The organism is Pikeienuella piscinae (genome assembly GCF_011044155.1).
In the GTDB taxonomy this organism is placed as follows: Bacteria; Pseudomonadota; Alphaproteobacteria; order Rhodobacterales; family Rhodobacteraceae; genus Pikeienuella; species Pikeienuella piscinae.
This window is the reverse complement of the sequence record NZ_CP049056.1, coordinates 1,416,232-1,433,852: the sequence shown is the minus strand read 5'-3', so window position 1 is coordinate 1,433,852 and position 17,621 is coordinate 1,416,232. Positions and strand designations below refer to the sequence as shown.

The following is a 17,621-nucleotide window of genomic DNA, read 5'->3' as shown; positions in this document are numbered from 1 at the left end:
GGAGCTCTTCATGGACGGCAAGGTCGATATCGCGACGGCGGATGGGGTGACGGTTCTGACGATGAACCGGCCCGAGAAGAAGAACGCGTTGACCGACGCGATGTATCACGCGCTGGCCGACGCGATGGCGGCGGCTGAGGCGGATGACGCGATCGGCGCGATTCTGCTGACCGGCGCCGGCGGGAATTTCACCACCGGCAACGACCTCGGGGATTTCCTCAAGACCGCGACCGGCGGTGCGCCGGGCGTGGGCGTCGGCCGGTTTCTCAGCGCGCAGGTCGAGGGCAGAAAGCCGCTGATCGCCGCGGTCGAAGGGCTTGCGGTCGGCGTCGGGGCGACGACGCTCTTTCAGTGCGACCTGGTCTACGCCGCGACAAGCGCCGATATCCGCACGCCGTTCGTCGATCTAGGGCTGGCGCCGGAGAACGGCTCTTCGATGCTGGCGCCGCTACTCATGGGGCACCAGCGGGCGTTCGAGCTGCTGGCGCTGAGCGAGCCGTTCGATGCGCGTCGGGCGGAGGCGGCGGGGATCGTCAATCGCGTGGTTCCGGCGGAAGAGCTCATGGACGTCGCCCTCTCGGCGGCGCGCCGGCTGGCGGCGAAGCCGCGCCGTTCGCTTCTGGAGACGAGGGCGATGTTGCGCGCCGACCCGGCGGAGGTCGAGGGCGTCTCACTGGAGGAAAGGCGGCTATTCGGCGCGCTGCTGAAGTCGCCCGAGGCGCGCGCGGCGTTCGAGCGGTTTCTTTCGCGCAAGAAGTGAATCGGACGCGCCCCGCGCAGGGCGCGTCCGAAAGCGGGCTGGCGGCTCAGGCGGCGATTTGCGCCACCGCCTCCACCTCAAAGAGGAAATCCTCCTTCACCAGCCGATCCACCACGAGGATCGTGTTCGGCGGGAAGAGCGGGCCGGGGAAGATCGTCGGGAAAAGCGCCTCTCGAAGCCTCATGAAGGTCGCGATATCCTGACTGTGGACGAAAATCGTCGTCATCTTCACAATATCCGGATAGCCGCCGCCCATGCCCTTCAGCACGTCGCCCATATTGGCGAAGACCTGGTGGAACTGCGCGGCGAAATCGCCCGCCCCGACGACATCGCCATCGGGGCTCACCGAAAGCTGGCCGGCGATGAAGACGAGCCGCCCGCCGGTCGGAACGCCGACATGGGAATAGAGCCCCTGCGCCGGCGCCGTTCCCGGCGGGTTGACGTATTCGACCTTGTGGCTCACCGCTTGAGTCCGACGATGGCCTCGATCTCCACCTTCATGCCCGGGATCGCGAGTTCGGAGACGCCGATCAACGTGCTGGCGGGCAGGGTGTCGCCGAAATATTCCTGGCGCACCGGGTTGATCGCCGTTCGGTCGTTCACATCCGTCAGGTAGACCGTGACCCGCAGCACGTCGGAGAAATCGGCGCCGGCGAGCGCCATGATCGCCTTCATCTGCTCGAAAATGCAGCGCGTCTGCTCGGCGGGATCGTCGCTGACCACCTTGTGGTTGGAGTCGACCGGCGCGAGGCCGGAAATGTAGAGTGTGTCCCGGAACCGCACCGCGTCGGTGTAGTGGCTGATCGGGGGAACCCCCTCTGACAGCGTATATTCTTCCCGGTCAGACATCATGCTTTCTCCTTCTGATGTTCAGAGTTGAGAAGAGGCCGGACAGGCGAGAAAAGCAAGCGCGAGCAGGAAAATGATGAGAGAGAGGGCGAAGGGTTCATACAAATTTCATCAGATACGCCTCCGGATGAAACTTTTCTCCGCACTATACCGAAGGGCGTGTGACGTAGGTCACAATCGGGTGGCTCGTCACGGGAAATTGGACTCGGAGACCCATGATATGAAAAAATTGCTTCTTGTATGCTCCGTCGCCTCGTTCGCGTTTGCCGGCGCGGCCGAAGCGGCAAGCGTCACCACCAATGCGACCGGGTTCACGCTCGGCGACAACGGGCGGACGCTCCTGACCATACCCGATCTCAACATGCCGGCGATGGTCACCTCGACGGCGATCACCAGCGGCGGCGCGCCGGTGTCGATCAGCGGGATCACCTACCGGCCGGCGACTGGAGAACTCTACGGCTACTCCAATCAGGACGACACGGTCTATCTGATCGACACCGCGACCGGCGCCGCGAGCGCGCAGGCGTCGCTCGCCGGCGGCACGAATGTCGAGACGCTGGGAATTGACTTCAACAACTTCGTGGACGCCGCCCGCGTGGTGACGACTTCGGACACGAACATCGTCTATTTCCCGAACAATACGCCGCAGAACATCGCCCCGTTCACCGATCTGGCTTACGCGCCGGGCGATGCGAACGAGGGGATAAACCCCGAGGTGTTCGCCAACGCCTATACCAACGCCGTGCCGATGCCGACCTCCACGCTCCAGTTCGGGCTCGACAGCCAGACGGACGCGCTGGTCAACATCGCCAACAACGCGGGAACGCTGACCACGGTCGGCGATCTCTTCTTCATGGGCGCCGCGCTCGACGTCGGCGTGGATGGCGGCCTCGACATTCTTTCGTTCGCGGATGGCGACAACACGGCGCTCGCCGTTCTGACGACGTTCGGCTCGTCGTTCTCCGGACAGGGCCTGTTCCTCGTTCCGCTGGTCGCGGATACGATGGGGCGGATCAATGTCGAGTTGATCGGCGCGCTCGCGGGCGGGTTCGGCACGCTCGACGGGTTCGCGGTCGCGCCAATGGCGGCGGTGCCGCTGCCGGGCGCGCTCGGCTTCTTCATCGGCGGGCTGGCGCTTCTGGGCTTCGTCCGGCGCCGGCGTCCGGCCTGACCGAGGAGGGGCGAGGCGGCGCCGCCTCGTCCCGAACTGAGACTGGCGGCGGACCGCGCCGCCAGATCGCGCCCTGCGCGCGCGAAGCACAGCGCCCGCCCCGTATTCTCCAGCCGCCGCGCCGATCCGCCGATCATTGACGTGATCGCCGCCCCGTGACCGGATGCGGGCGCCTGCAGCGGGAGATTCGGCATGAGCGACGCGCAATGGGATTTCTGGATCGATCGGGGCGGCACCTTCACCGATATCGTGGCGCGCGATCCTTCGGGGACCATCCGCGCGCACAAGCTTCTCTCGGAGAATCCCGAAGCCTATGACGACGCGGCGATCCAGGGAATTCGCGACCTGATGGAGCTGAAGGCCGGCGCACCCATCCCGGCTGAGCGGATCGCGGCGGTGAAGATGGGAACGACCGTCGCGACCAACGCGCTGCTGGAGCGCAAGGGCGACCGAACCTTGCTGATTATTACCAAAGGGTTCCGTGACGCGCTTGAGATTGGATATCAGGCGCGGCCGGACATATTCGCGAAGAAGGTGGTGAAGCCGGAGCTGCTCTACGAGCGCGTCATCGAGGTCGATGAGCGGGTGCGCGCCGATGGCGAGGTCGAGACGGCGCCGGACGCGGCGCGCATCCGCGCCGATCTGAAGGCCGCGCGCGAAGCCGGGACCGACGCCTGCGCGATCGTGCTGATGCACGCTTACGCCTTTCCGGAGCATGAGAAGATCGTCGCCGAACTGGCTAGCAATGCTGGATTTTCCCAGGTCAGCGTCAGCCATGAGGTTTCGCCGCTGATGAAGCTGGTGGGGCGGGGTGACACGACGGTGGTGGACGCCTATCTCTCGCCGATCCTGAAACGCTATGTCGACCGGATCGCCGCGGATCTGAACCCTGGCGGGGATGGGGGCGCGCGGCTGATGTTCATGCAGTCCTCCGGCGGGCTGACGGCGGCCGCGCTTTTCCAGGGCAAGGACGCGATCCTTTCCGGGCCGGCGGGCGGCGTCGTCGGGGCGGTCGAGACCAGTCGCATGGCCGGCGAGGAACGGATCATCGGCTTCGACATGGGCGGGACCTCCACCGATGTGAGTCATTACAGCGGCGCCTTCGAGCGCGCCTTCGAGACCGAGGTCGCGGGCGTCAGGATGCGCGCGCCGATGATGCGGATCCACACGGTGGCGGCGGGCGGCGGCTCGATCCTCCATTTCGCCGACGGGCGCTTCAAGGTCGGCCCGGACAGCGCCGGCGCCAATCCGGGGCCGAAATGCTACCGGCGCGGCGGGCCGCTGGCGCTGACAGACGCGAACGTGATGGTCGGCAAGCTCCGCCCGGAGAATTTCCCGGCGATCTTCGGGCCGGAACAGGACCAGAAACTGGACGCCGAGGCGGTGCGCGCAGCCTTCGCCGCGCTGGCGGCGGAGATCGGCGACGGACGTTCGCCCGAGGAGGTCGCGGAGGGCTATATCGCCATCGCGGTCGAGAACATGGCGAACGCGATCAAGAAGATCAGCGTTCAGCAGGGGCATGACGTCTCCGGCTACGCGCTCACGTCGTTCGGCGGCGCGGGCGGGCAGCACGCCTGCCGGGTGGCGGACGCCTTGGGCATGAAAACCGTTCTCATTCATCCGCATAGCGGCATTCTTTCAGCCTATGGAATGGGTCTGGCGGATATTCGCGCCAACCGGGTTCAGGCGGTGACGCGGGCGCTCGACGCGGATGCGCTGGAGACGGCGGCGGAGTTGATCGACGCATTGCGCGCGGCGGCGGTGGACGAGGTCGCGGGGCAGGGCGTCGCGCGCGGAGAGATCCGCGCGATCGAGCGGCTGCATCTCAGATATGACGGGACCGACACGCCGCTGCAGGTCGCCTTCGGAGCCGAGGAGGAGATGCGCGCGGCGTTCGAGGCGGCGCACAGGGCGCAGTTCGGCTTCGCCTTCGACGACAAGCCGGTGGTGATCGAGGCCGCGGAGGTCGAAGCCGTGGGCGGCGGCGCGAAGATCGACGAGCCGTCGGCGGAGGCGAAGACGCATGAGCGCGAGCCGGAAGGGCGCGCGAGGATCTTCACCGGCGGGGCGTGGCGCGAGGCCGCGATCCACGCCGACCGGGCCGCGATGCGGCCGGGATGCAGGGTGAACGGTCCGGCGATGATCGTCGAGCCGCACCAGACGGTGGTGATCGAGCCCGGCTGGCGGGCGGAGGTGACGGCGCTGAACCATATCCGGCTGCGCCGGGTGGAGCCGCTGCCGAAGGCGCAGGCGATCGGGACGGAGGCCGACCCGGTGATGCTGGAGGTGTTCAACAACCTCTTCATGTCGATCGCCGAGCAGATGGGCGTCACGCTTCAGAACACCGCCTACTCGGTGAACATCAAGGAGCGAGTCGATTTTTCCTGCGCGGTTTTCGCGGGCGACGGCTCGCTCGTCGCCAACGCGCCGCACATGCCGGTGCATCTCGGCTCGATGGACCGCTCGGTTGAGTCGATCATCGCGCAGAACCCCGAGATGCGGCCGGGTGACGTCTTCGCGCTCAACGCGCCTTACAACGGCGGCACGCATCTGCCTGACATCACTGTGGTCACGCCGGTTTTCGATGAAGCCGACGAGACCATCCTGTTCTATGTCGCGTCGCGCGGGCATCACGCCGATGTCGGCGGCTCGGCGCCGGGTTCGATGACGCCGCTGGCGACGAATGTCGATGAGGAGGGGGTGCTCTTCGACAATTTCCTGCTGGTGGAGCAGGGGCGGTTTCGCGAGGCGGCGCTGGTCGAAGTGCTGACCGATCATTCGTGGCCGGCGCGCAACCCCTATCAGAATGTCGCCGACCTCAAGGCGCAGATCGCCGCCAACGAGAAGGGCGTGCGGGAGTTGAGGCGCATGGTCGGCCATTTCGGGCTGGATGTCGTCAAGGCCTATATGGGCCATGTCCAGGACAACGCCGCCGAAAGCGTGCGCCGGGTCATCGATGCGCTGCACGACGCCGAGGCGGAGACGGTCACCGACCAGGGCGCGCGGATCAGGGTGAAGATCAGCGTCGACCGCGAGGCGCGCGAGGCGGTGGTGGATTTCACCGGAACATCAAGGGTGCAGGAGACGAACTTCAACGCCCCGGAGCCGGTGACGCGGGCGGCGGTCCTCTATTGCTTCAGGGTGATGGTGGCCGGCGACATCCCGATGAACGCCGGGTGCCTGCGCCCGATCCGGATCGTGATCCCCGACGACTGCATGCTCCGCCCCACATACCCGGCGGCGGTGGTGGCGGGGAATGTGGAGACCTCGCAGCATGTCACCAACACGCTTTTCGCTGCGCTCGGCGCGATGGCGGCGAGCCAGGGCACGATGAACAACCTCACCTTCGGCGACGACCAGTATCAGTATTACGAGACGATCTGCTCGGGGACGCCGGCGGGCGAGGGATTCGACGGAGCCGATGCGGTGCAGGTCCACATGACCAATTCGCGGCTGACCGACCCGGAGGTGCTGGAGCATCGCTTCCCCGTGCTGCTGGAGGATTTCCACATTCGTCGCGGCTCCGGCGGTCGCGGGAAATGGAGCGCGGGCGGCGGGACGACGCGACGGCTGCGGTTCCTGAAGGAGATGCAGATGGCGATCCTCTCGTCGCACCGGATCGTGGCGCCGAAAGGGTTGGCGGGCGGCGCGGACGGACTGGTCGGCAAGACCGAGGTGCGCCGGCTTTCGGGGGAGAACGAGGCGCTGAAGGGCTGCGATCAGACGGTGTTGAAACCCGGCGAGGCGGTGATCGTCACGACGCCGACGGCGGGCGGATACGGGCCGCCCGAGTAGCGGGACCGCAGCGCGCTCAGGCCGCGTCGCGCGGCGCGTGCTCGTGACAGATCTGGTGCGCCTCTTCCTCTCGCAGCGGCGTTTTCAGGAGCCGGCACCAGCGGCCGGCGCCGGTTTTTTCATGGTGGACGCAGCTGTGGCAGAGGCCGAAGGCGCGGCCCTGCCGCTCATCCAGCATGTGACGCAGCAGCGCTGAGAGCCGGGTGTCGAGCGCGCGGCGTTCGGGCGCCGGCAGCGTGGCCAGCGCGCGGTCGGCGGCGCGCGTCGCCCGGGCCAGCGCGGCGCCGTTTTCGGTGATGTCGTAGCGGATTCTGCGCCGGTCCTCCGCCGAGGGAACCTCCCGCGCCAGGCCCTTGCGCGCCAGCGCCTTCAGCGTCTGTGAGACGGTGCCGCGGGTGCTGCCGAGATATTCGGCAACATGCGAGGGCGCGCGGCTGAACCGGTTCGCCGCCGCGAGATAGGCCAGCGCCGCCGCCTGTCCCGGGTTGAGCCCGGCGGCCCAGCTTTCCGCCGCATTGAGGCGGGCGATCCGGTCGATCAGTTCGCGGAGGCGTTCGGCGTCGGTCATGGGAATGTAGTAGCGACTCGAAATAAACCTTGCAAGCGGATCGGCGCTGCGCTTAATGTCAAGATAGTAGCGACTCGATAGGAGATTCGACATGCGCATCTTGAACCTGACCCCGCTTCCCGTCGCGCTTCTCGCGACCACCGCGCTCGCCGGCGGCGATCACGCGGCCGGCATGGCGGACGCCGTCCGCTCCGACCCGAATCCAGCCATCCACGCCGCTTTCGACATTCTTGCGGCGCATGTGCATCGGGACGGGGCGAAGACGGTGTTTCACATGACGACGAACGGCGTCGCCGGCTCCGAGAGGCCGACCCCGGCCGGCGCCCTCGGCGGCGCGCCGGTTCTCTCCTATGTCTGGCCGACCAGTCTCGACCCCGCCACGGTCGGCTTCGAAGGCGGGACCGGCATTCTCGCCCTCGCCGCGACCAGCCATCCGGATTTCGACGACACGCCGCTGGAGGATGAGAACGGCGATGGCGACGCGGGCAATGACGGCGCCGACTGGCACAGTCACTGGGTCGTCCTCACGCCGACGGAAGACTGCGGCGAGGGCGCGCTCGGCGTGCGCGACATTCCGGAGGGGGAGACGCCGGCGCTGCCCGAAACCTGGCCCGGCTTGCCGATCTTCATCGACAGCCCGGGCTTCACGCCGGAATTCGACGGGCCGGAGATCGTCGTCACGGTGGCGTTCGACGGCGAGACAGGCGAGATCGGTTATGATGGCGTCACCGCGGCGCTCCGGGTGAACGCGAATGTCCACGCGCCGCTCCTCTGCGTGACCGATGTCTTCGATATCGCGTCGGGCGATCTCAGCCTGCCCGGCAGGGTGGACTGAGCCCCGGAGCCGTCTCCGGTAGCGGAAGGGAGCGGGCGGCGGTCCTGGCCGCGCGCCAAGCGCGCGCGGCGCGGCGCCGAGACAGGCGGCGGAAGGCGCTTGATGCGCGCGGCGGAATGGAGGACACACGGGCCGAACGGGGCGTCGATGGGCGGTGACCGGCGCGGGCCCGGGTCAGAAACAGCGGAGCCTGGCACGTGGGTGTGATTGTCCGATCGCCGTTCTTCTGGGCCACGGAAGCGTCGGACCGCCTCGCACGATCGGAGCCCCGTTGGGGCGGCGACGAATCCTGCGTCAATATCGTCATGGCGTTCGACGAAGCGTTCGCGCCATACGCCGCGGTCGCGCTGTCCACCGTTCTGGAAAACTACGCCGATCGCCGCCCTTTGCGGCTGTTCGCGCTCGTCGAACGGGCGTTGAGCGCGCCGCATCGCGAACGGTTCGCCGCGCTTCAGGCGATTCATCCGTTCGAATTGCGCGAGATACCGGTCGATGGCGGCGCCTATTCCGGACTGCGGACGACGCCGGGGATTTCCGTCGCCACCTTCTTTCGCCTTCGGATGCACCTTCTGCTGCCTGAAGATGTCGGGCGCGTGGTCTATCTGGATGGCGATATCGTGGTTCGGCGGAACCTGGCCGAGCTCTTCGATTTCGACATGACGAACGCCGCCCTCGCCGGCGTGGAGGACAGCATCAGCCGGCGCTATGTCGACAAACTCGGCCAGCACCCCGACACGCGGCATATCAACGCCGGCGTCATGGTCGTGAACCTCGACGCGCTGCGGAATATCGCCTTCGAGGATCTGGTCGCCGATTTCCTCCGGGCGAAGCGCTATGTGCTGACGCTCGGCGATCAGGAGGTCTTCACCGGCATACTCGGGCTGCGGACGGTTCCCGCGCCGCTGGCCTGGAACGTCCACGGCGCGATGTTCGATCCTGAATGGGGCGCGGAAAATGTCGGCGTGAGCAACGACATGGACCCGCGCGAATACGCCGAAGCGGTCGGCGCGCCGGCGATCATTCATTACACCTACATGCGAAAGCCGTGGCTTTCCCTGGATCATCCGCGCGCGTCGGATTGGGTCGGCGCCGCGCTGCGGTCCCCCTGTCGTGATCTTCTGGCGCCGGGCGAGGGAACATGACGCTCGCGGATCGGTTCTTCGGTTACTGGCGTTCCGTGGCGCGCCTGCGCGAAACGCGGCTCGAAGCGGAAGGCCACCGGGAGCGTCTGGACTTGCTCGACGCGCGGGTGGAGGATTTCACCCGGCGCAGGGCGGCCGGCGGCCCGTTCAGGGAGCTTCGGCTGGCGCAGATCGCGGAAGAGATCGCGCTTCGGGTCGCGTGTTCGCCGTTCGACCTGCGGGCGCGCATCGCCGCGTCGGAGGAGATGACCCCGATCCTCACCAACGCGCGGGATGTCGATATCGACGGCGGGCAGAACGAGAATCTCAAGACCCTCTTTCGAACCAACGACATATCCAGGCGGAACGAAAACTGTTCGTTCATCAACCTCATCACCATCATGCGTACGGATGCTCCGACACTGAAGTGTCTCTTGAGGAGTTATCAATACGAGATTCCCTTGTATTATTCCGAAACGGGGTTCTTCGCCGGGTTCTCAAGCTACATGGACACGGCGGCGCCGGCCGCGTTTCGCCGGTCGCTGGGGTTCATGATCGACGACATGGGTTATTATTTCGACAGTCGGCGGCCCAGTAGGCTTGAGCGGTCGCTCAACGACCCGGATCGCCGGTTGAGCGAGACTGAGCGCGCGCGCGCGCGCTCACAGATCGACGTCATCGTCGACGCGCGCATCACCAAGTACAACCAATATGTATCGGCCCGCCGCCGCGGCCTTCCCGACGGCGGCGGCGTGCTGGTGGTGGACCAGAAGCGGGACGACGCCTCGATCCGGTTCGGCTCCGCGGACGACGCGACGTTCGACGCGATGATGGAGGCCGCCATCCGTGAGAGCGGCGGACGCCGGGTCTATGTCAAGACGCATCCTGACAACCGTTTCGTCGAAGGCGCATGTTACGCGCCGGACCCGCGCTGGACGATCCTCGACGACGATGTCCAGGTGATCGACGCGATCGACGAGGCGGATGCGATCTACACGGTCTCGTCGCAGGTCGGTTTCGAGGCGCTCCTGCGCGGCAAGAAGGTGGTCGTCTTCGGTCTGCCGTTCTATGCCGGCTGGGGGCTGACGGACGATCGCAATTCTATCCCGCGCCGAAAGGTGAAGCGGACCATCGAGGATATCTTCCACTTCGCCTGCAACGAGCAGACGCTCTATGTCGATCCGACGCGCGGCGAAGAGACGACGCTGGAGAACACCATCGACCGTCTGCTCTGGATGCGCGGCCAGTTCGAGGCGGGCGTCTTCAGCTGATCAGCGGGTGATCCGGTCTGACGAAGAGGATAACGCTGCCGCGCGAGAGTTTCTCGTCGTAGACGAAGCCCTGCGCCGCCATCGCGGCGAAGAGCCTGGCGACGCCCCGCCGGCCGGTCACGGCGGTGTGGATCTCCACCAGGACCTTGCTCACGCCGTTGAGACGGGCGTTCGCGAAAAGATCGACCTCGGCGCCTTCGATATCGCAGATGATGAAGCTGGGCCGGAAGCGTTCGGCCACCTTGTCGAACCGGCGGAGCGGCACCGATACGACGCGGCGATAGGGCGAGGCGTCAGGCGCGAGCGAGGAGCCCCAGAACGTGTCGCGCAGGTAGAAATTGACGCGCGCCGGACCTGGCGCCGTCGTCAGTACGGCGTTTTCGACGGTGGCGGCGACGCCGTTCAGCGCGTGGGTCTCGCGGATGAATTCGATCAGTTCTGGGTTCGCCTCGAAGCAGAGAACCGCCTCGGTGCGCTCATCCCGGGCGCAGAGCGACGAGATGAAGCCAAGCCCGGCGCCGAGCTCCAGTATCCGCTCGCCCGGCGCGATGATCCTGTCGAGCCGCGCGGCCTCATCCTGTTCATAGCGCTGTTTTTCGAGCGATATCCGCACACGATGGGTGATGATCTTCGGGTCGTTCCGGATGCGCACGCCCCGGCACTCGATGATGCTCGTCCGATCATGGTCCGGCGCGTCGGCTGAATTGCTCATTCGCGCTCCCTCTCCGGGCGTTCACGCCGCCGGCCCCGACCTCACTCGATCCCGAGCTTCCGCTTCACCATGATCCCGGCCGCCTGCGGATTGGCCTTGCCGCCGGTCGCCTTCATCACCTGGCCGACGAACCAGCCCGCCATCGAGGGTTTCGCCCGCGCCTGTTCGGCCTTTTCCGGATTGGCGGCGATCACCTCGTCCACCGCGGCTTCGATCGCGCCGGTGTCGGTGACCTGTTTCATGCCGCGCGTCTCGACGATCTCCGCCGGGTCGCCGCCTTCGGTCCAGAGGATTTCGAAAAGCTCCTTGGCGATCTTGCCGGAAATCTCGCCCGACGCGATCAGGTCGATAACCCCGCCAAGCTGCTGGGCGGCGACCGGGCTCTGCGCGACGCCAAGCCCCTCCTTGTTCAGCCGGCCGAATAGCTCGTTGATGACCCAGTTGGCGGCGGCCTTGCCGTCGCGGCCGGCGGCGACGGCCTCGAAGAAGGCGGCGTTTTCGACCTCGGCGGTCAGCACGCCGGCGTCGTATTCGGTGACGCCGTATTCGGTGACGAAGCGGGCCTTCTTCGCGTCCGGCAGCTCGGGCAGCGTGGCGGCGATGGCGTCGACATAGGCCTGATCGAATTCCAGCGGCAGAAGATCGGGATCGGGGAAATAGCGGTAATCATGCGCCTCTTCCTTCGAGCGCATCGAGCGGGTTTCACCCTTGCCGGGATCGTAGAGGCGGGTTTCCTGATCCACCGATCCGCCATCCTCCAGAATGGCGATCTGGCGGCGAGCCTCATATTCGATGGCCTGCTGGATGAAGCGCATCGAGTTCATGTTCTTGATCTCGCAGCGGGTGCCGAGATGCGCGAAATCGCCGCTTTCGTAATATTTCTCGTACTGGCCGGGCTTGCAGACCGAGACGTTCACGTCGGCGCGGAGACTCCCTTCCTGCATGTTGCCGTCGCAGGCCCCGAGATAACGGAGGATCTGCCTGAGCTTGCGGACATATTCCGCCGCTTCCTCCGGCCCCCGGATATGCGGGCGCGAGACGATCTCCATCAGCGCGACGCCGGTGCGGTTGAGGTCGACGAAGCTGAGCGCGGGGTCCATGTCGTGAATGGACTTGCCTGCGTCCTGCTCCAGATGGATGCGCTCGATCCCGACCTTGCGGGCGACGCCCGGCGCCATGTCGACCAGCACTTCGCCCTCGCCGACGATCGGGTGCTTGAACTGGCTGATCTGGTAGCCCTGCGGAAGATCCGGATAGAAATAGTTCTTCCGGTCGAAGACCGAGCGGAGGTTGATCTTCGCCTTAAGACCCAGCCCGGCGCGCACCGCCTGCTCGACGCAGAACCGGTTGATGACCGGCAGCATCCCCGGCATCGCCGCGTCGACGAGGCTGACATGACTGTTCGGCGCCGCCCCGAAAGTGGTGGAGGCGCCGGAGAACAGCTTGGATTCGGAACGGACCTGGGCGTGAACCTCCATCCCGATCACCAGCTCCCATTCCCCGGTGGCGCCGGGAATGGTCTTCGGGGCGGGCTCCGCATAGGCGAGTTCGGTCATCACTGGCTCCTGCTTCCGGTCAGCCGCTCTCTACTTCGCGGCCCGCCGGGCGGCAAGCGCGGCGCGATGATTTACCAGCGCCGCCCCGCCCGCTAAGCTGAGGAAAAACAGGGAGTGCGGGGGATGATCGTTCGAATGGCGCTGGCGTTATGTCTCGTCGCGGGCGTGGCGCAGGCTGATGTGATGGAGCGGGTTCGCTCCAGTGGTGAAATCCGGCTCGGCCACCGGGCGGATGCGCCACCCTTCTCTTTCACGGATGACGACGGCGCGCCGGCCGGACTCGCGGTCGCGCTCTGCGCCAGGGCGGCGGAGGCGGTGCGGCGGGCGCTCGGGCTGGACGCGCTCAGGGTGCGTAACGTCGCGGTGACGGCCGCGAACCGGTTCGAGGCGCTGACCGAGGGGCGGATCGACCTGCTCTGCGGGCCGACGACGCAGACGCTCGCCAGGCGCCAGACGCTGGATTTCTCGATCCCCTATTTCATCGACGGCGCCAGCGTTGTCTTTCGCGCCGGGCCGGGGGCGGAGATCGGCGCGCTTTCGGGCGCCCCGGTCGGCGTGCTCGCGGGCACCACGACGGAGGCCCTCCTGCCCGGTCTGCTGACGGCGCATGGCGCCGTCGGTGCGACGCCGATCAGCTATCGCACCCATGTCGAGGGACTGGAGGCGCTGGCGATGGGCGAGATCGCCGCCTATTTCGGCGATCAGGCGATCCTCAGATACCAACTCGGACGGATGCGCCCGGCCGTTCCGCTGCAATTCGCCGAAGAACAATTCTCGTTCGAGCCCTATGCGCTGACCATGCGGCGCGGCGAAACGGCGCTGCGGCTGGAGGTCGACCGTGCGCTCAGCGAAACGTTCGAGTCGGGCGCGATCTACGAGATGATCGAGGCTTCGCTCGGCGAGGTGACGCTCTCGGAAATCGCGCTCGCGGTCTTTCAGGTGGTGACGCTGCCGGACTAGCGAAGGATCGCAATCTGCGCGTCCAGGCCAAGTCTACTTGTGATTCGGGCCAATTCCTGTCAGTTTTTTTTGCTGCGGAGTTGAAGACAGACTTCGTTATCGGGCCGGCGCCTAGACGATGCCTGGGTTTGACGACGCGTGAACGCCTCCGCAAGGACGCGGCGGCGCGAAGGCGAGGAGCAAGTGCATGCCGACCGGCACCGTCAAATGGTTCAACGTCACCAAGGGCTATGGCTTCATCGAGCCCGACGATGGCGAAAAGGATATCTTCGTTCACATTACTGCAGTTCAGCGCTCCGGGATGGAAGGGCTGAACGAAGGTCAGAAGGTTTCGTATGAGCTGGAGGAGGGTCGCAACGGCCGTCTTGCGGCGACTGATCTGAAGACGGTCTGAACCGGGCGCGGCCAAGCCGCGCCGGGCCGGCTCACCACCATCGCGCCGGTTTTGCGCTGAAACCGGCCGCGTTTTCCAGCGCCTGCGCGATGTTCAGCATATCCGCCTCCTCCCACGGCCGGCCGATGAGCTGAAGTCCGAGCGGAAGCCCCGCGCCGTCAAGTCCGGCGGGCACGGCGACGCCGGGCAGACCGGCGAGGTTCACCGTCACCGTGAAGACGTCGTTGAGATACATCGCGACCGGATCGTCGCCGCCCACTTCGCCGAGCGCGAAGGCGGCCGAAGGCGTCGCCGGCGTCAGGATCGCATCGACGCCATCGGCGAAGGCGGTCTCGAAATCGCGCCGGATCAGGGTGCGGACCTTCTGCGCGCGAAGATAATAGGCGTCATAATAGCCGGCGGAAAGCACATAGGCCCCGACCATGACGCGTGAGCGGACTTCGGCGCCGAACCCTTCGGCGCGGGTCTTCTCGAACATCTCGGTCACGCCGTCGTCAGCAGCCAGCTTCGCTCGCGCGCCGTAACGCACGCCGTCATAGCGCGCGAGGTTGGAGGACGCCTCGGCCGGCGCGATGATATAATAGGCCGGAAGCGCGTATTTCGTGTGGGGGAGGGAGATGTCCACCACCTTCGCGCCGGCGTCGGCCAGCATCTCCCGGCCCTTGGTCCAGAGCGCCTCGATCTCGTCGGGCATGCCGTCGATGCGGTATTCGCGGGGGATGCCGATGGTCTTGCCGCGGATATCGCCGGTGAGCGCGGCCTCGAAATCTGGCACGGGAATGTCGGCGGAGGTCGAGTCCTTCGTATCGAGCCCGGCCATCGCGCGCAGCATGATGGCGCCGTCGCGCACCGATTTCACCATCGGCCCGGCCTGGTCCAGCGAGGAGGCGAAGGCGACGATTCCCCAGCGCGAGACGCGGCCATAGGTCGGCTTCACGCCGACGATCCCGGTGAAGGCGGCGGGCTGGCGGATCGAGCCGCCGGTGTCGGTGCCGGTGGCCGCCAGGCAGAGATCGGCGGCGACGGCGGCGGCAGAGCCGCCGGAGGAGCCGCCCGGCGTCAGCGGCGCGTTCGCGCCCTCCCGTCGCCAGGGCGAGGCGACAGGCCCGTAGCATGAGGTCTCGTTCGACGAGCCCATGGCGAATTCGTCCATGTTCAGCTTGCCGAGCATCACCGCGCCTTCGGCCCAGAGCTTCGCGGTCGTGGTGCTTTCATAGGGCGGCGTGAACCCGCCGAGAATATTCGAGGCGGCCTGGCTCTTGACCCCTTCGGTGCAGAAGAGATCCTTCACGCCGAGGGGCAGCCCGCACATATCGGGCGCGTCGCCCGCCTTCAGGCGCGCGTCGGCGGCGTCGGCCATGGCGCGCGCGCGCTCGGGCGTCTTCGTCACCACGGCGTTGAGCGCGTCGGCGGCGTCGATCTCCGCGAGGCAGTCTTCGGTGATCTCGCGTGCGGTGAAATCGCCCCGGCGCAGCCCGTCGCGCGCGGCCGCGAGGGTGAGGCGGCTGAGCTCGCCCATCACTCGACCACTTTCGGCACGGCGAAAAAGCCCTGTCTGGCCGCCGGCGCGTTCATCAGCACCTTCTCCACGTCGCCGCCGTCAGTCACGACATCGTCGCGCTGACGGAGCGCCATCGGCGTGACCGAGGTCATCGGCTCGACGTCGTTCACATCGACCTCGGCGAGTTGATCGGCGAAGTCGAGAATCGCGTTCAGCCGGTCGCCGAGCGGCGCCAGCTCATCCTCCGCGACGGCGATCCGGGCGAGATGCGCGACGCGGCGCACGGTGTCCTTGTCGACCGACATGTTGCCTCCGGCTTCCTTGACGACGGGGGCGGTTTAGCCGCCGTCGGAGCGGGGCGCAAGGCGGGCGGGTCGGGGCGCGCCGTGGCGGATGAAGGCGAGCATGACCAGAGCCAACAAGAGCCCATTGAGGCAGTGCCAGAGAAAGTGCACGCCGATCGGGATCGCGCCGCAGACCGATTGGTCGAGGCTGCGGAACGTGAGCGAGAGCGCGAAGACCGCGGCGGCCTGAATGAGCGCCGGCGCCGCCGGATGGCCGCGAAAATGCAGGATCGCGCCGAAGAGGAGAAGCGCGACGACGACCGGAAGATAGCCCTCGGAGCCGTTCAGCGACGGGAGCGCGCCGCGCCAGAGATTGGTGAAAAGCGCAGCGAACGGCACGAAGGCCACCGGGACCACGAGCGCCGCCATGACCGGCAAACGAAGATATCGCCGCGCCGCGAGATAGAGATAGAAGAGAATGAAGAGGAGGATCGGCATGGTGTCCGCGACGCCCGCCCAGCGTGTGGCGAAGGTGTGGAAGAGAAAGGAGCCGACGCCGACCGCGACGGCGAGGAGAATCATCACGAGCGTCAACAGCTCCAGCCGGCCGGCCCGGCGCGCGGCGCGGAAGGCGATGAAGGCTGCGACGAGAAACGCGAGATTGGAGAGCGCGTTAAGCGGCTCGGCCCAGAACGAGGGATCGAGACGCTCGCAGTAGATGTCGACTTTCGCGGCCCAATCCATACGCCCTCAGCGGAACTGCTTGGCGAGCTTGAGGCCCTGGCCCTGGTAGTTGGACTTCACCCCGGCGCCGTAGAGGATGTCCGGCCTTTCGGTCATGCGCTCATAGACCAGCCTGCCGACGACCTGCCCGTGCTCCAGCGCGAAGGGCGCCTCGTGGCAGCGCACCTCCAGCACCCCGCGCGAGCCCGCGCCGCCCGCCGGGCCGTGGCCGAATCCGGGGTCGAAGAAACCCGCGTAATGCACGCGGAACTCGCCGGCCACCGCCATGTAGGGCGTCATCTCGGCGGCGTGGTCGGGGGGAACATGCACCGCCTCGCGGCTGACGAGAATGTAGAAGGCGCCGGGGTCGAGAATCACGCCGCCGGCGCGCATCGGCCGCACCGGGGTCCAGAATTCCTCCGGGTCGTAATGGCCGATCCGGTCGAGGTCGATCAGCCCGGCATGGCGGCGCGCGCGCCAGCCGACGATCCCGTCGGCGGGGGGCGACAGGTCGACCGAGAAGGCGAGGCCGCCGTCGATCTGCGCCTCGACATCGACGAGGCGCTGCGCGTCATGGAGCGAGCGGAGCGCCGCGTCGGAGAGCGCGGCGACGCCACGGCGAAAGCGGATCTGGTTGAGCCGAGCGCCGGGGCGCACGAGGACAGAGAAGGTGCGCGGGCTGATCTCGGCGTAGAGCGGACCCTCGTAACCCGCGGCCACGGTGTCGAATTCGACACCGCGGTCGGTGATCAGCCGGGTGAAGAGATCGAGCCTGCCGGTCGAACTCTTCGCGTTGGCGGCGGCGGAGACGCCGGCGGGAAGGTTCAGCCGCTCCTGCAGCGGGACGAGGTAGACGCAACCGGTCTCCAGCACGGCGCCGCCGCTGAGGTCGATCTCGTGCATGGCGAATTCGTCGAGCCGTTCGGCGACGGTGCGCACGCCGCCGGCGAGGAAGCTGGCGCGGATGCGCCAGGCTTTCGGGCCAAGCCGCAGATCGAGGCTGGCCGGCTGAACCTGGCCGGCCGCAAGCGGCAGGTCGGCGGCGATGGCGCCCGATTCGAACATGGCGCGGAGCGCCTGGGCGGGAAGGACGCCAGATGACGGTTCAGCGCTCATCATGG

The 17,621-nt window shown here is 66.9% G+C and carries 17 protein-coding genes; 8 read left to right on the top strand and 9 right to left on the bottom strand.

From position 1 onward, the window contains the following. Positions 1–10 precede the first annotated feature (10 nt). A complete protein-coding gene (locus G5B40_RS06960) occupies positions 11–760 on the top strand; it encodes an enoyl-CoA hydratase-related protein (protein WP_165096757.1) in 750 nt (249 codons plus the stop codon). A gap of 46 nt (positions 761–806) precedes the next feature. On the opposite strand, the gene G5B40_RS06955 is transcribed toward G5B40_RS06960, so the two are convergent. Together G5B40_RS06955 and G5B40_RS06950 are read right to left on the bottom strand one after the other, a co-directional pair. Beyond that, a complete protein-coding gene (locus G5B40_RS06955; RefSeq protein WP_165096754.1) occupies positions 807–1,223 on the bottom strand; it encodes a RidA family protein in 417 nt (138 codons plus the stop codon). Further along, on the bottom strand, positions 1,220–1,609 hold the full coding sequence (locus G5B40_RS06950) for a RidA family protein (protein WP_165096750.1): 390 nt from the start codon (positions 1,607–1,609) through the stop codon (positions 1,220–1,222). The genes G5B40_RS06955 and G5B40_RS06950 overlap by 4 nt, the downstream gene beginning before the upstream one ends. A 220-nt stretch (positions 1,610–1,829) precedes the next feature. Between G5B40_RS06950 and G5B40_RS06945 the strand changes: the two genes are divergently transcribed. Together G5B40_RS06945 and G5B40_RS06940 are read left to right on the top strand one after the other, a co-directional pair. Then, complete coding sequence (locus tag G5B40_RS06945) at positions 1,830–2,780, top strand: DUF4394 domain-containing protein (protein ID WP_165096747.1); 951 nt, start codon at positions 1,830–1,832, stop codon at positions 2,778–2,780. 192 nt (positions 2,781–2,972) lie between these two features. Continuing rightward, positions 2,973–6,575 (top strand): hydantoinase B/oxoprolinase family protein, encoded by a 3,603-nt coding sequence (locus G5B40_RS06940; protein WP_165096744.1) that lies wholly within the window; start codon positions 2,973–2,975, stop codon positions 6,573–6,575. 16 nt (positions 6,576–6,591) lie between these two features. On the opposite strand, the gene G5B40_RS06935 is transcribed toward G5B40_RS06940, so the two are convergent. Continuing rightward, the gene (locus G5B40_RS06935; protein ID WP_165096742.1) at positions 6,592–7,143 is read right to left on the bottom strand and encodes a MarR family transcriptional regulator; all 552 of its coding nucleotides are present in this window, start codon (positions 7,141–7,143) and stop codon (positions 6,592–6,594) included. A 91-nt stretch (positions 7,144–7,234) separates the two neighbouring features. Between G5B40_RS06935 and G5B40_RS06930 the strand changes: the two genes are divergently transcribed. The 3 genes from G5B40_RS06930 to G5B40_RS06920 all read left to right on the top strand — a co-directional run bounded on the left by G5B40_RS06930 (position 7,235) and on the right by G5B40_RS06920 (position 10,370). After that, positions 7,235–7,978 (top strand): hypothetical protein, encoded by a 744-nt coding sequence (locus tag G5B40_RS06930; RefSeq protein WP_165096739.1) that lies wholly within the window; start codon positions 7,235–7,237, stop codon positions 7,976–7,978. 197 nt (positions 7,979–8,175) lie between these two features. After that, positions 8,176–9,120, top strand: a complete 945-nt coding sequence (locus G5B40_RS06925; protein WP_165096736.1) for a glycosyltransferase family 8 protein — start codon at positions 8,176–8,178, stop codon at positions 9,118–9,120. Next, positions 9,117–10,370 (top strand): capsular polysaccharide export protein, LipB/KpsS family, encoded by a 1,254-nt coding sequence (locus tag G5B40_RS06920; protein WP_165096734.1) that lies wholly within the window; start codon positions 9,117–9,119, stop codon positions 10,368–10,370. Before G5B40_RS06925 ends, G5B40_RS06920 begins: the two co-directional genes overlap by 4 nt. Here G5B40_RS06920 and G5B40_RS06915 read toward each other — a convergent pair. Continuing rightward, positions 10,363–11,082, bottom strand: a complete 720-nt coding sequence (locus G5B40_RS06915) for an FkbM family methyltransferase (protein WP_165096732.1) — start codon at positions 11,080–11,082, stop codon at positions 10,363–10,365. The genes G5B40_RS06920 and G5B40_RS06915 overlap by 8 nt on opposite strands. 41 nt (positions 11,083–11,123) lie before the next feature. Next, entirely contained in the window at positions 11,124–12,638 is a 1,515-nt protein-coding gene (gene gatB, locus G5B40_RS06910; RefSeq protein WP_165096730.1) for an Asp-tRNA(Asn)/Glu-tRNA(Gln) amidotransferase subunit GatB, read from the bottom strand. A 123-nt stretch (positions 12,639–12,761) separates the two neighbouring features. Here gatB and G5B40_RS06905 point away from each other — a divergent pair, with 123 nt between their 5' ends. Both G5B40_RS06905 and G5B40_RS06900 read left to right on the top strand, forming a co-directional pair. Continuing rightward, a complete protein-coding gene (locus G5B40_RS06905) occupies positions 12,762–13,598 on the top strand; it encodes an amino acid ABC transporter substrate-binding protein (protein WP_165096727.1) in 837 nt (278 codons plus the stop codon). Between the two features lie 187 nt (positions 13,599–13,785). Then, a complete protein-coding gene (locus tag G5B40_RS06900) occupies positions 13,786–13,992 on the top strand; it encodes a cold-shock protein (RefSeq protein ID WP_165096724.1) in 207 nt (68 codons plus the stop codon). Between the two features lie 31 nt (positions 13,993–14,023). Here the strand turns inward: G5B40_RS06900 and gatA are convergent, their stop codons facing one another. From gatA to G5B40_RS06880, 4 genes are read right to left on the bottom strand one after another with little or no spacing between them, the layout of a single operon-like run. After that, entirely contained in the window at positions 14,024–15,511 is a 1,488-nt protein-coding gene (gene gatA / locus G5B40_RS06895) for an Asp-tRNA(Asn)/Glu-tRNA(Gln) amidotransferase subunit GatA (protein ID WP_165096721.1), read from the bottom strand. Next, on the bottom strand, positions 15,511–15,798 hold the full coding sequence (gatC, locus tag G5B40_RS06890) for an Asp-tRNA(Asn)/Glu-tRNA(Gln) amidotransferase subunit GatC (RefSeq protein ID WP_165096718.1): 288 nt from the start codon (positions 15,796–15,798) through the stop codon (positions 15,511–15,513). Before gatC ends, gatA begins: the two co-directional genes overlap by 1 nt. A gap of 33 nt (positions 15,799–15,831) precedes the next feature. Continuing rightward, positions 15,832–16,521, bottom strand: a complete 690-nt coding sequence (locus tag G5B40_RS06885; protein WP_165096715.1) for a ceramidase domain-containing protein — start codon at positions 16,519–16,521, stop codon at positions 15,832–15,834. Positions 16,522–16,527: 6 nt separating this feature from the next. Next, positions 16,528–17,616 (bottom strand): 2'-deoxycytidine 5'-triphosphate deaminase, encoded by a 1,089-nt coding sequence (locus tag G5B40_RS06880; protein ID WP_165096712.1) that lies wholly within the window; start codon positions 17,614–17,616, stop codon positions 16,528–16,530. Positions 17,617–17,621 lie beyond the last annotated feature (5 nt).

Excerpts from the sequence above, each read along its gene's own strand:
- G5B40_RS06960 (WP_165096757.1), top strand. The coding sequence starts at position 11 with ATGGACGGCAAGGTCGATATCGCGACGGCGGATGGGGTGACGGTTCTG.
- G5B40_RS06950 (WP_165096750.1), bottom strand. The coding sequence starts at position 1,609 with ATGTCTGACCGGGAAGAATATACGCTGTCAGAGGGGGTTCCCCCGATC.
- G5B40_RS06945 (WP_165096747.1), top strand. The coding sequence starts at position 1,830 with ATGAAAAAATTGCTTCTTGTATGCTCCGTCGCCTCGTTCGCGTTTGCC.
- G5B40_RS06940 (WP_165096744.1), top strand. The coding sequence starts at position 2,973 with ATGAGCGACGCGCAATGGGATTTCTGGATCGATCGGGGCGGCACCTTC.
- G5B40_RS06935 (WP_165096742.1), bottom strand. The coding sequence starts at position 7,143 with ATGACCGACGCCGAACGCCTCCGCGAACTGATCGACCGGATCGCCCGC.
- G5B40_RS06930 (WP_165096739.1), top strand. The coding sequence starts at position 7,235 with ATGCGCATCTTGAACCTGACCCCGCTTCCCGTCGCGCTTCTCGCGACC.
- G5B40_RS06920 (WP_165096734.1), top strand. The coding sequence starts at position 9,117 with ATGACGCTCGCGGATCGGTTCTTCGGTTACTGGCGTTCCGTGGCGCGC.
- G5B40_RS06915 (WP_165096732.1), bottom strand. The coding sequence starts at position 11,082 with ATGAGCAATTCAGCCGACGCGCCGGACCATGATCGGACGAGCATCATC.
- gatB (WP_165096730.1), bottom strand. The coding sequence starts at position 12,638 with ATGACCGAACTCGCCTATGCGGAGCCCGCCCCGAAGACCATTCCCGGC.
- G5B40_RS06905 (WP_165096727.1), top strand. The coding sequence starts at position 12,762 with ATGATCGTTCGAATGGCGCTGGCGTTATGTCTCGTCGCGGGCGTGGCG.
- G5B40_RS06900 (WP_165096724.1), top strand. The coding sequence starts at position 13,786 with ATGCCGACCGGCACCGTCAAATGGTTCAACGTCACCAAGGGCTATGGC.
- gatA (WP_165096721.1), bottom strand. The coding sequence starts at position 15,511 with ATGGGCGAGCTCAGCCGCCTCACCCTCGCGGCCGCGCGCGACGGGCTG.
- gatC (WP_165096718.1), bottom strand. The coding sequence starts at position 15,798 with ATGTCGGTCGACAAGGACACCGTGCGCCGCGTCGCGCATCTCGCCCGG.
- G5B40_RS06885 (WP_165096715.1), bottom strand. The coding sequence starts at position 16,521 with ATGGATTGGGCCGCGAAAGTCGACATCTACTGCGAGCGTCTCGATCCC.
- G5B40_RS06880 (WP_165096712.1), bottom strand. The coding sequence starts at position 17,616 with ATGAGCGCTGAACCGTCATCTGGCGTCCTTCCCGCCCAGGCGCTCCGC.